Source organism: Thermotoga sp. KOL6 (assembly GCF_002866025.1).
Taxonomy (GTDB): domain Bacteria; phylum Thermotogota; class Thermotogae; order Thermotogales; family Thermotogaceae; genus Thermotoga.
The window spans coordinates 110995-123439 of record NZ_LNDE01000001.1; the positions used below are offsets into that span (position 1 = coordinate 110995).

The 12445-nt window shown below is 41.6% G+C and carries 13 protein-coding genes; all 13 read left to right on the top strand.

Annotated elements, in window-relative coordinates; genetic code table 11:
- Positions 1–14: 14 nt before the first annotated feature.
- Genes AS005_RS00545 through argF form a run of 13 tightly spaced genes read left to right on the top strand, consistent with a single transcriptional unit; the run spans position 15 to position 12443 of the window.
- Positions 15–443, top strand: coding sequence for a TrkA family potassium uptake protein (locus tag AS005_RS00545; protein WP_101509760.1), 429 nt, complete (start codon positions 15–17; stop codon positions 441–443).
- On the top strand, positions 440–1096 hold the full coding sequence (locus AS005_RS00550) for a TrkA family potassium uptake protein (protein WP_101509761.1): 657 nt from the start codon (positions 440–442) through the stop codon (positions 1094–1096). Before AS005_RS00545 ends, AS005_RS00550 begins: the two co-directional genes overlap by 4 nt.
- Positions 1097–1101: 5 nt before the next feature.
- Positions 1102–2601 carry a TrkH family potassium uptake protein gene (locus tag AS005_RS00555; protein WP_199203782.1) on the top strand — a complete coding sequence of 500 codons (1500 nt, stop codon included), beginning with the start codon at positions 1102–1104 and terminating at the stop codon, positions 2599–2601.
- A complete protein-coding gene (gene hisS / locus AS005_RS00560; protein ID WP_101509762.1) occupies positions 2598–3857 on the top strand; it encodes a histidine--tRNA ligase in 1260 nt (419 codons plus the stop codon). The genes AS005_RS00555 and hisS overlap by 4 nt, the downstream gene beginning before the upstream one ends.
- Positions 3858–3884: 27 nt before the next feature.
- Entirely contained in the window at positions 3885–4406 is a 522-nt protein-coding gene (locus tag AS005_RS00565) for a hypothetical protein (RefSeq protein WP_101509763.1), read from the top strand.
- The gene (locus AS005_RS00570) at positions 4399–5229 is read left to right on the top strand and encodes a hypothetical protein (protein WP_101509764.1); all 831 of its coding nucleotides are present in this window, start codon (positions 4399–4401) and stop codon (positions 5227–5229) included. Before AS005_RS00565 ends, AS005_RS00570 begins: the two co-directional genes overlap by 8 nt.
- Before the next feature lie 6 nt (positions 5230–5235).
- Complete coding sequence (locus AS005_RS00575) at positions 5236–5622, top strand: ribonuclease HI family protein (RefSeq protein ID WP_101509765.1); 387 nt, start codon at positions 5236–5238, stop codon at positions 5620–5622.
- Between the two features lie 3 nt (positions 5623–5625).
- Positions 5626–7266, top strand: a complete 1641-nt coding sequence (gene argS / locus AS005_RS00580; protein ID WP_101509766.1) for an arginine--tRNA ligase — start codon at positions 5626–5628, stop codon at positions 7264–7266.
- A gap of 3 nt (positions 7267–7269) precedes the next feature.
- Entirely contained in the window at positions 7270–8589 is a 1320-nt protein-coding gene (gene rlmD / locus AS005_RS00585; protein WP_101509767.1) for a 23S rRNA (uracil(1939)-C(5))-methyltransferase RlmD, read from the top strand.
- Positions 8589–9155 carry a hypothetical protein gene (locus tag AS005_RS08850; RefSeq protein WP_233186181.1) on the top strand — a complete coding sequence of 189 codons (567 nt, stop codon included), beginning with the start codon at positions 8589–8591 and terminating at the stop codon, positions 9153–9155. Before rlmD ends, AS005_RS08850 begins: the two co-directional genes overlap by 1 nt.
- Positions 9040–10299 carry an adenylosuccinate lyase gene (purB, locus tag AS005_RS00590; protein WP_233186232.1) on the top strand — a complete coding sequence of 420 codons (1260 nt, stop codon included), beginning with the start codon at positions 9040–9042 and terminating at the stop codon, positions 10297–10299. The genes AS005_RS08850 and purB overlap by 116 nt, the downstream gene beginning before the upstream one ends.
- A 5-nt stretch (positions 10300–10304) precedes the next feature.
- A complete protein-coding gene (locus AS005_RS00595) occupies positions 10305–11498 on the top strand; it encodes an adenylosuccinate synthase (RefSeq protein WP_101509769.1) in 1194 nt (397 codons plus the stop codon).
- Between the two features lie 3 nt (positions 11499–11501).
- Positions 11502–12443, top strand: a complete 942-nt coding sequence (gene argF, locus AS005_RS00600) for an ornithine carbamoyltransferase (RefSeq protein WP_101509770.1) — start codon at positions 11502–11504, stop codon at positions 12441–12443.
- The last annotated feature ends 2 nt before the right edge of the window (positions 12444–12445 follow it).

A 12445-nucleotide genomic window follows, 5' to 3' on the forward strand; every position in this document is an offset into this window, starting at 1 on the left:
GGAGGAGAAGACGTATGTCCAAAAGGAAAAATAAATACATAGTCGTTTTTGGATGTGGCAGGTTGGGAGCTCTTGTTGCAAATCTCGCCTCGGTAGAAGGACATAGCGTGGTCGTTGTGGACAAAAATGAGTATGCTTTTCACAGGTTGAATTCGGAGTTCTCCGGTTTTACAATAGTTGGAAATGCTGCAGAATTTGAAACACTCAAGGAAAGTGGCATGGAAAAAGCCGACATGGTTTTTGCCTTTACAAACGACGACAGTACGAATTTTTTCGTTGCGATGAACGCGCGATATATGTTTAACGTGAAAAATGTTGTAGCAAGAGTGTACGACCCTGAAAGGACTAGAATTTTCGAAGATAGTGGGATAAAAACGATATGTCCCGCCAATCTAATGATGGAGAGGATCAGGGAATACATCGTGGGGAGTGAGCAAGGTTGAAGATAATCATCATAGGCGGTGAAACAACAGCCTATTATCTGGCACGATCCATGAGTTTTCGAAGGTACGGAGTTGTGATTATAAACAAGGATAAGGATCTGTGCGAGGAATTCGCCAAGAGATTGAAAGCTACAGTGATACACGGAGATGGCAGTCAAAAAGAAGTTCTCAGAGACGCAGAGATTTCAAAAAGTGATGTGGTAGTAGTTTTAACTCCAAGAGACGATGTCAATCTTTTCATATCCCAGCTGGTGATGAAAGAGTTCGGTGTGAGACGTGTGGTCAGCCTAGTGAACGATCCGGGAAATATCGAAATTTTCAAAAAGTTGGGGATCACAACCGTTCTGAATCTTACAACCCTGATAACGAATACTATAGAAGCATTGATATTTCCTGAGGAGTTTTCAAGTATCATACCTTTAGAGCAAGGGATAGAATTTCTGAACGTAACGATAGATGAAAACAATCCAATCGTTGGGAGAATGTTGAAAAATTTGAATCTTCCAAGAGAGAGTATCGTTGCAGCCATCGTGCGGGGAGGAGTTTTGGTGGTCCCAAGAGGTGATACAGAGATTCTTCCAGGTGACAAATTGTACGTGATCACTAATTCGGCGACAAAAGAGGAAGTGGAAAACATACTCCTTGGAAGGTGAAAGAATTGGAAGATGTATTGGCCAGTACAAAGCACAGACTCAGAGTTTCGTTCTGGTACGTAGGGCAATTGCTTGCATGGTTTCCCGCCATTCTTCTATTGCCGGTTGTCTTCGTGATCTTCTATCCCGAAGAATGGAAATACATCACTGCGTTTCTTGTACCGGCTGTAGTTTCGTTCGTTTCAGGATACTTACTCAAAAAAATTTCTAAATTGAGCAATGGCCATGTAGTTGGCTACCAGGAAGGAGCAGTGATAGTTGTCACAACATGGATTGTGGCGATTTTGCTATCGGCTTCCCCGTTCATAATTACCGGCTTTTTGAATTTTCACCAAGCGATTTTCGAGGCAACCAGCGGATGGACTACCACTGGTCTCACTATGTTCCCAGATGTTGAAAGTTTGCCACATGTTCTTCTTGTCTGGCGAAGCATTATGCAGTTCATAGGGGGAGCTGGTTTCGCTGTGATAATGCTTGCTACACTTATAGGACCTCTCGGTGCTTCACTTTACGGATCTGAGGGAAGGGTAGACAACATTCTTCCCAATGTGACACAATCCACAAAGGTGATAATGATCATATACGTGACGTATGCTGTGCTAGGAATGGTGCTTCTTCATCTTGCAGGCATGCCTTGGTTCGATGCTTTCAATCATTCACTCACTGCTCTTGCAACAGGTGGTTTCTCAGTAAAGAACACGAGCATAGGATTTTATAACAGTGTTTCAATAGAAACGATAACGATCGTTTTAATGATCCTTGGAGGAACGGGATTTGGTATTCATTACACACTTTGGAAAGGTAACTTCAAAGCGTTTTTGAGAAACGGAGAACCATGGCTAATGGGAACAACCATTGTTCTTGCAACAGTTTTTTTGGTTCCCCATGCAAGTAAGGTGTTCCATGAAAATGCTCTCAGATACACTATCTTTCAAGTAGTATCAGCGATTACAGGAACTGGATTCTCAAACACTGATCTCGTACCGTGGGTGGCTCTTTTTCCTTTAGGTGTGTTCTTACTCACTGTTATCATGATGCTCGGGGGTATGATGGATTCGACTGCCGGAGGTTTGAAACAATTCAGGGTGTTTGTAACTCTCAAATTATTGGTTCGAGCGATTCGAGATTTTGTGGGTCCAAGAAGAAAAGTAGGAAAGATCATGGTCTGGAAAGGAGAAAGCAGAAGGACGATCGATGAAAATATCATAAAGGATATGTTCATCTTTTTCGGTATATACGCTTTGACTTATTTACTTGGTACGTTGGTCCTCATGAGCTACGGATACGATCCTCTTGTCTCCATGTTCGAGTTCTCTTCCGCAATGAACGGTGTGGGGCTCTCCGTCGGCCTCACAAGTCCCGATCTCCCTGTTGGAGTTCTTTGGACAATGACTTTGGGAATGTTCCTCGGAAGATTGGAATTTCTCGTTGTCTTTTATGCGCTTGCGAGAATTATCAGAGATCTGAAAATTCTTCTAACGGAGAATGGAGGTGAAATCAATTGAAATACAAGAAGATAAAAGGTACAAATGATCTTTTTGGTGAAGACGTATGGTATTGGAGGTTTGTAGAGAATACTTTTAGAGAAGTTTGTGAAAGCTTTGGGATGGAGGAGATTAGAACCCCTATCTTTGAACAAACTGAACTCTTCATAAGGAGTGTCGGAGAAGAGTCCGATATTGTTCAGAAGGAAATGTACACCTTTCAAGACAAAGCAGGGAGAAGCATAACGCTGAGGCCAGAAGGAACTGCTCCTGTTGTGAGAGCCTTTCTGGAGAATTCTCTGGTGAACAGGGGATTTCAGCAAAGGTATTATTACATAGGTCAAATGTTTCGTTATGAAAAACCTCAGTCTGGAAGGCTGAGACAGTTTCATCAAGTGGGATTCGAAATCATAGGTTCAGAATCTCCGAAGGCGGATTTCGAGATGATTCTGGCAGTTGATATCTTTTTGAAAAGATTAGGGCTCCGCAAATATTCTATTCACCTGAACTCTATAGGCTGCCCTGAGTGCAGAAAACAATATCGAGAGGTCCTTAAAGAATATTACAAGCAATATTTGGATGAACTTTGCGAGGATTGTAAGAGACGATACGAAAGGAACGTTCTCAGGCTTCTCGATTGTAAAGAGGATCAAAAATTCGCGCTGAACGCTCCAAAGAGTGTGGATTATCTCTGTGATAACTGCAAGAAGCATTACGAGAAATTGAAAGAGTATCTGAACACCTTCGAAATTGAATATGTGGAAGATCATACTCTCGTACGGGGTTTAGATTACTATACTCGAACGGTTTTTGAAGTGAGGCATGAAGGCCTCGGTGCACAGAACTCTATTGCCGGTGGTGGCAGATACGATGGTTTGTTTTCGGAGTTGGGAGGTTCTTCTATCCCTGCTCTGGGTTTTGCTGCCGGAATAGAGAGATTGGTGCTCGCCCTTAAATCAGAAGGTATAGAGGTTCCAGTAGAAAACGTCCACTATCTCTACGTTGCCACCATAGGCGAAAGAGCCTTCAAGGAAGGGGTGAGTTTGGCGATTGATCTAAGAAAAAAGGGATTCAGAGTAGATATGGACATCATGGAGAGAAAGCTCTCTGGACAATTGAAGCATGCAAACAGAATGGGAGCAAGGTATGTGATCATAATTGGTGACGAAGAGTTAGAAAAAGGAATCGTCATACTTCGAGATCTCGAAACGGGGGATCAGGTTGAGGTGGACAGACAGTTTGCTGTGGAATACATCTCTGAAAGAGTTTTGGAATAATGCTATACTTGAAATGGGTGGGACAAATTGAAAATTTTGGTAGGTTCAACAGTTTCTTTGGAAGAGTTTGAAAGAGTCGATCTTTTCATTTCTTGGTTAGATATAATACCAAGCAACGCCAATTTTTCCGTTGTAGGAACGGAAAAATTCTTTATAGTGGGCAGGCAAGGAAAGGAGTGGAAAAAAGGATACGAATTCGGTATAGCGGATGTTGGATTGAAAGTTTTCGTGGTAGGGGGGGAACTCTCTCTTTATCCGGAAGCATTCTACATAGCTAAAGAAAGTGGAGCGAAGCTTCTCATCGGATTTTGTGACGTCCAAAATTTTGTAGATTTCAATTTCATCAAGGCAAAATTTTGGGCTCATACCCAAGAAACGGAAGTTGCATCGATAGCGCTTTTGAATTTCCAAGGTAAAGTTCACAACAACATTTACTTTCCTCTCGAAAAAACCAGGAATCGAACGGGTATCGTGGCGGAAGGTGTGGCACCCGTTTTTATCGAGTTTGAAGAAAATTCTTTCTCTTCAGGAGATTATAAAAATGTTTGAGAATCTATTTTGGAGGATGGCAAGAAAGAAGCTTGTCCCAAAGAGAAAAATTTCAAGAACACACCGTGAAAGAAACGGTGTGAAAAGGGTGGTTTGTGTTTCGTTCCCTCTGAATCAAACGTTCAGGTCCGCTGACGAATTCATAGATTCTCTCATGGAAATCATAAAGGAAGATTTGTTCTTTATCGATCTTTTGATATTTCCAAGACTAACTGGTAATCTCCTTATGGGCGTTTTTCCTTTCAAAACCGGAAAATTCGAAAAGCTAGAACCTTTCTATACGGATCTGCTTCGTTACATATCAAGAAATTTAAATGTTCCTGTGATATCACCTGGTGTGGAAACTTTCAAGATGCTTTCTGATGTCCTTGTGGTGAGAAATGGAGAAATCGTAAAAAGATACATTCCACAAAGCAAACGAGTAATCGTAGACCTGGGAAATTGGTTCGTATCGATCCTTGGAAAAGAGGATATCTTCTCCTCCAAGGTCTTGAGACCTATGGTAGAAAAAGAGGTGTTCACATTCATACACTTCGATTTGGAAACAGAAGAGAAAGACTGGTGGGAAGAAAAGAAAGGATTATGGGCCAGGTCCCAAAGTCTTGAAGTATTCGGTGTGAAACTTTCTCCTAGAGGGACATTTTTCAACAATTCGTATCACGGAAAGAGTTACATAAGTGCTCCAATACCTCTAACTCCAAATTTGACAGGTTTTTTGCGGCAGAATGGTGGTGTAAAGATATCCGCTGATCTCGAAATCAATCTTCTAAAAGAGAGAAGACATAAGATAGATGCAGTGAGGTATTTTCTGTTCAGAAGGTGAAAAGAGTTGGTTTTTCTTTATTTCGATGGATCAAGTAAACCCAACCCCGGGAAAATGAGAATAGGTTTTGTCATATTGGATGAAAACGGAAACGTCTTGAAAAGATGCTCGAAAACTCTCGCCTATGGAACCAACAACATGGCGGAGTATTTAGCTCTCTTGGAAGGGCTGGAAGAGGTATTGAGATTTGGAGAAAAAGAAGTGGTAGTTCGAGGAGATTCTCGACTTGTGATAAAGCAATTGAAAAATGAATACAAAGTGAAATCAGAGAATTTGAAACCAATCTATGAAAAAGTAAAGAACATCTTGAAAAAATTTGAGCGTGTTCACCTTGAGTGGGTAAGCGAGAAAGAGAACAAACTAGCACACGATCTTGCAAACATGGAGGTGTAAAACATGTTGGTGGATCTCATTAGAGAAAAAGTCACAAAAGTAATCACAGAGTTATACCAAGTGAAAATCGATTTTGAGGTTGAAATACCACCTAAGAAAGATTTTGGGGATCTCTCCACCAACGTTGCTATGAAACTTGCCAAGGTTTTAAAAAGAAACCCACGAGAGATAGCCCAAGAGATAATGAGAAAACTTGAGAAAGATCACACATTCAGCAAAACAGAAACCATGGGACCTGGATTCATAAACTTTTTTCTATCGAATGAAGTGTTGCAAGAAGTTGTTGGAACGATTCTCGTCCAAAAGGAAGCTTATGGGAAAGAGAATGTTGGAGATGGAACGAAGGTTCAATTTGAATATGGTAGTGCCAATCCTACGGGACCTTTCACGGTGGGTCACGGTAGGCAGATCGTGATAGGAGATGTGTTGTCAGAGGTATTCAAAGAGCTTGGTTACGATGTCACGAGAGAGATGTACATAAACGATGCCGGAAAACAGATAAAACTTTTGACACAATCTTTATGGGTACGGTACAACCAACTTCTTGGAGTTGAAAAAGAGATTCCAGAAGGAGGTTACAGAGGAGAATATCTCGTGGGGATAGCGAAAGATCTGATAAAAGAAGTGGGCGATAAGTACAAGAACATTTGGAATGAAGAAGTGGAAGCACTTTTCAGAGAAATAGCTTTGAACAGGATACTTTCCAGCATGAAAGATACTTTGAAAAGAATAGGTTCTTCGTTTGATGTTTACTATTCCGAGAAAAGCCTAATAGAAGATGGTACTGTAGAGGAAGTTTTGAGCTTTCTAAAAGAGAAAGGTCTGGTTTATGAGAAAGAGGGTGCTTTGTGGTTGAAAGTGTCTGTCTTCATAGAAGAAGACGACAAAGTTCTCGTTAGAAGTGACGGAACGTACACATATTTCATGACGGATATAGCCTACCATTACAAGAAGTACAAAAGAGGATTTAAAAAAGTCTACGACATATGGGGAAGTGACCACCACGGTCATATTCCTCGTATGAAAGCCGCTATGAAGGCTTTGGAAATACCTGATGATTTCTTCAACGTAATACTCCATCAATTCGTTACGTTGAAACGTGGTGGAGAAGTAGTTCGAATGTCTACAAGGGCTGGAGAGTTTATCACACTGGATGAGCTCCTAGATGAAGTTGGAAGAGATGCAACTCGGTATTTTTTCGCGATGGTAGATCCAGATACTCACATGGTATTTGATATAGATCTTGCCAAGGCGAAAACCATGGATAATCCTGTCTATTACGTTCAATACGCTCACGCAAGGATTTCGAATCTCTTCGTCAACGCAGAGAAAAAAGGTATCACATTTGAAGAAGGAAAACATCTTGAGCTTCTCGGAAACGATGAAGAAAGAACATTGATGAGGAACCTTGGAATGTTCAGTACCGCGTTGAAGGAAACCGCTACGATGTTCTCTCCCAACAGACTAACAAACTATCTTCAGAGATTGGCAGAATCGTTTCATGTGTTTTACACAAAGCATGTCATCGTCGATCCTGAGAATATACCTCTTTCAAATGCGAGGTTGAATCTCTCACTCGCAACTAAGATCGTCTTAAAGAAAGGTTTGGATTTGTTAGGAGTTTCAGCACCGGAGAGGATGTGACAAATGTTGGAACGAGTGAAGATAGACAAGATGGTCAACGGAGGATACGGTCTAGCCCATCTCTCCAATGGAAAGATAGTCTTCGTTGAAGGGGCTTATCCAGGAGAAGAGGTATTGGTGAAGCCTGTCCGAGAAAAGAAGGATTTCTCTTTCGGAAAAGTGATTTCCTTCCTCAGAGAATCAAAAAGCAGGGTAAAACCTGCTTGTAAGTACTTCGGGCGATGTGGTGGTTGTCATTGGATGGACATGAAATATGAAAATCAACTTATTTACAAAAGAGAAATTCTCATAGATCTTTTCGAACGTTCGGGGATAGCAGTTAATGTAGAAGAAGTTGAACCCAGTGATCTTGTGTATCATTACAGAACGAAGATGGAGTTTCATTTTCAGGGTAGAAAACTGGGGCTGAAACAACGTAAATCTGATACAGTAATTGATATAAAATCTTGCGAAATTGCACCTGAAGATACTACCGAAGTTTTGCAAACGGTCAGGGAAGCGGTTCAAGTGATGAACATTCCCACTTACAACTGGGCAACGAGGAAGGGGATTTTGAAACACCTTGTCGTCAGATATGCGTTCAGTACAGATCAACTCATGATCATCTTTGTAACGAAGACGGAATCGTTTCCATGGGGTCGAAGTTTGGTGCAAGCAATATTGAGAAAAGTTCCCAAGGTGTACTCTATAATTCATGTTATGAATTCGAAAGATTCTGTCATTTTGAGAGGTCCTTACAGAACTCTTTATGGAGAAGGAATTATTGTTGAAGAATTCGATTGGGAAAGATTTCAAATTCCTCCAACCGCCTTCTTTCAAAGCAATTACTCCGTTACATCCAAATTGATAGACCATGTATACAAAGAATTAGCCCTTCAAGGAAATGAAACGGTTCTCGACCTTTATGCGGGGATCGGAACTTTCTCCATCAGAACATCCTTTTCTTCTTCAAGAGTGATATCTGTCGAATCGAGTAGGATCGCTGTAAAAGCAGGAAAAGCTAATGCAAATGTAAACGGTAGAAGGAACATTGAATATGTGGAAAGCGATGTTTTAGAATTTTTGAGATCCTATCATGGGAGGGCAGACAAAGTAATATTGGATCCTCCCAGATCTGGGACAAGCCTGGAAACGGTTAAAGAAATCCTCAGACTCTCTCCTGAGAGGATCGTTTACGTCTCATGCGAACCTTCCACCCTTGTCAGAGACGTTAAATATTTTCTGGAGGGAGGATATTCAATAGAACGAGTGAAGCCTTTTGACATGTTTCCTCAGACTTACCACGTTGAAACCGTTGTCACTCTAGCGAAGGAGGAACAATGATGTTAGGGATAGGACTCTCTTTGATATTTGCCGTGCTGTCTTGGAAAGACGGTGTCCTCTTGTCAATACTTGTTCCTTTACTTTCTGGTCTCTTTCTTTGGAGCAAAGAAGATAAGAGTAAAACCATATTCAACATCAGTCTCGTTTTTCTTCTAGTTCTTGAAGGTTTTGAATACATAAAGAAAATCAACTACGACACTGCAGAAATGTATCTCGCGTTTTCTTTTATTCCGTTGGTAATGGGTGACTTTATGAAAAAAAGAATAGTCAGATCCGCTTTGAAGATCGTATTTTGGATACTTGTTGCCGTATCCCTTTGGAAAGTAGCGAGCCTAAAATACCCAAAAACTTCTTATCTTGTTTTCCTTGTTGTGGCTTTCATATCTTTGAGAGATATTTTCAGGAGGGAGAAAGATGGTAGAGAGGTACGTTTTGTCACCGATGAAGGATCTGTGGACGGAGGAAGCAAAATACAGAAGATGGCTGGAGGTGGAACTCGCAGTAACGAAGGCTTACGAGGAATTGGGGATGATACCAAAAGGAGTCACCGAGAAAATAAAGAGTAAAGTTGAAATAGATGTGGAATTGTTTAAAAGAATAGAAGAGAAGACCAATCACGATGTGGTGGCTTTCGTGGAAGGAATCGGAACAATGATTGGCGAGGATTCCAGGTATTTTCATTACGGACTTACCTCATCGGATGTCGTAGACACAGCCAATTCTTTGGCTCTCGTTGAAGCAGGTAGGATTCTTCTTAATGTTCTAAGAAAGCTGTGTGAAGTACTTTGGGAAGCTGCAAATCGCTACAAGTACACTCCCATTATTGGTAGAACGCATGGCGTACATGCTGAGCCTACTTCTTTTGGGTTGAAGATACTCGGTTGGTACTCGGAAATGAAGAGAAATACGGAACGTCTGAAGGAAGCAATAGAAGAAGTGGCCTTTGGGAAAATAAGTGGTGCCGTCGGAAATTATGCAAACATACCACCTGAAGTAGAAGAAAAAGCTTTATCCTACCTTGGACTCAAGCGAGAACCAGTCTCTACACAAGTTGTTCCAAGAGACAGACATGCTTTCTATCTGTCAGTTTTGGGCATCGTAGCAGCTGGTATAGAACGAATGGCTCTCGAGATAAGGCATCTTCAGCGAACAGAAGTTCTCGAAGTGGAAGAACCTTTCAAAGAGGGTCAAAGAGGCTCAAGTGCCATGCCCCATAAAAAAAATCCTATTACGTGTGAACGCTTGACAGGACTTTCAAGGATGATGAGAGCGTACGTGTCTCCTTCCTTTGAAAACATTGCTCTCTGGCACGAGAGAGACATATCACATTCTTCCGTAGAAAGATACATTTTTCCAGATGCCACACAAACTCTTCATTATATGATCGTCACTGCAACAAAAGTGATAAAGAATATGAAGGTGAACGAAGAGAGAATGAAGAAAAACATCGATCTAACAAAAGGACTCGTCTTTTCACAAAGAGTTCTTCTAAAACTCATAGAAAAAGGACTTACAAGAAAGGAAGCTTACGATATAGTACAGAGAAATGCTTTGAGGACCTGGAACTCAGAAAAAAGTTTCCTTGATCATCTCGTCGAAGACGTTGATGTGAAGAGGCTGATCACTAAAGAAGAACTCATGGAACTTTTCGATGCATCTTATTACTTGAGACATGTAGATTCCATTTTCAAACGATTTGAAGAGGAGTGAAGTGAATGAACAGAGTGGTCGTTGGCCTTCAGTGGGGAGACGAAGGAAAAGGAAAAGTTGTGACCTATCTCTCCAGATATCATGATATCGTTGCGCGATTTTCAGGAGGAGCTAATGCAGGTCACACGGTGAATTATGGCACGTTCAAAATGGTGCACCATCTTCTTCCTTCTGCGGATTTTACTAAGAACATAGGAATAGCGATTGGAAGCGGGGTTTTACTCGATCTTCAAGTGTTCGCAGAAGAGATAGAAGAACTGAGAAAGAGATTTCCCGATTACTCGGGAAAGATTCTCGTATCCGAGAACGCACACGTTGTTCTACCCGTTCATAAAGAAATGGATAAAAAAATAGACGAGCTGTTAAAAATAGGAACTACGAAGAGGGGAATTGGACCCGCATGTTCCGACAGAGTTATGAGATCAAATGTCAGAATTTCTGAACTCAGCGACGAGAAGAAAGCAAAAGAGTTGCTGGAAAAGAATCTCTCTCTTAAAAAGTTGTACGGTCTTAACTTTGATATAGAAATTGTTTTAGAAGATCTTCTGGAGTTTTACGAACTCATAAAACATTTCGTGATCTCTCCAATTCAGATGAAAAGATATTTAGAGGAAAGTTCTATTCTTTTTGAAGGTACCCAAGGGGTCCTTCTCGATATCGATGCAGGGACGTATCCTTACGTTACCAGTATGAACTGTTCCTCTGCTGGTGTGAGTGCAGGAATGGGATTTCCAGTGAAAGTGGACGAGATCTTAGGGGTCTTCAAGGCTTACACGACCAGGGTGGGTGAAGGTCCTTTCCCAACAGAACTCGTTGGAAAGGAAGGAGAAGCGTTGAGACGAGCAGGACATGAATACGGATCAACAACCGGCCGCCCAAGGAGATGTGGTTGGCTCGATCTCCCTCTCCTCAACTACGCGATAGAAATGGCGAACGTTGACACACTTGTTATGACGAAAGCAGACATTCTGAACGGTTTTGAAGAAATAAAAGTGTGTGTCAGGTACAAAGATGGAAAAGAGCTTCTTTCGCTGAAAGGTCTAGAGAAGAAAGAACCAGTGTACGAGTCTTTCACTGGTTGGAGAACACTTGAGGACAGCTCATTCGAGCGCTTTGTGAATTTCATAGAGAGAGAGACAGGAAAACCGATAAGGTACATATCAACCGGCGAAAAGGTTGAAGATATTGTGGAGGTGTGAAACGTGTCTGTCAACTTGAAAGGGAAGTCTCTTCTCACGCTTTTAGATTTCACCCCAGAGGAGATAAGATATTTGCTCGATGTGGCAAAGCAAGTGAAAATGGAAAGCCGTTCTAGATTGAAACAAGAGAGATTCAAAGGAATGACTCTTGCCATGATATTCGAGAAAAGATCCACACGAACACGACTCGCTTTCGAGACAGCTTTTGCTGAAGAAGGGGGACACCCCATATTTCTTTCCTTAAACGATATCCATCTCGGTGTAAAAGAATCTCTTGAGGATACCGCGCGTGTTCTTGGTAGAATGGTGAATGCCATCATGTTTCGTGGATACAAACAGGAGACCGTCGAAACACTCGCAAGATACTCGGGGGTGCCCGTTTACAATGGCCTCACGGATGACTTTCATCCCACACAGGCACTTGCCGATCTGATGACGATTGAAGAAAATTTCGGAAGTTTGAAAAGAATAAAAGTTGTCTTCATGGGAGATACGAGAAACAACGTGGCAACTTCTCTCATGATAGCCTGCGCAAAGATGGGAATGAATTTCGTTGCGTGCGGTCCAGAGGAGTTGAAACCGAATCCAGAGATACTCAAAAAATGTGAAGAGATAGCCAAAGAAAACAATACGAGCGTGGAGTTTATTCCGGATCCCAAACTCGCTCTGAAAAACGCAGATGTGGTTTACACGGATGTTTGGGTATCGATGGGAGAAGAGAAAGAGGCCAAAGAAAGGATGTCCATTCTGAAACCGTATCAAGTGAACGACGAAAAAATGGATATGACAGGAAATCCAGACACTATTTTCATGCATTGTTTACCAGCTGTAAAGGGGCAGGAAGTAACTTACGAAGTGATTGAAGGAAAACAGAGTAGAGTGTGGGATCAGGCGGAGAACAGGAAGCATACGATAAAAGCGGTCATGATAGCTACTTTACTGTGAGG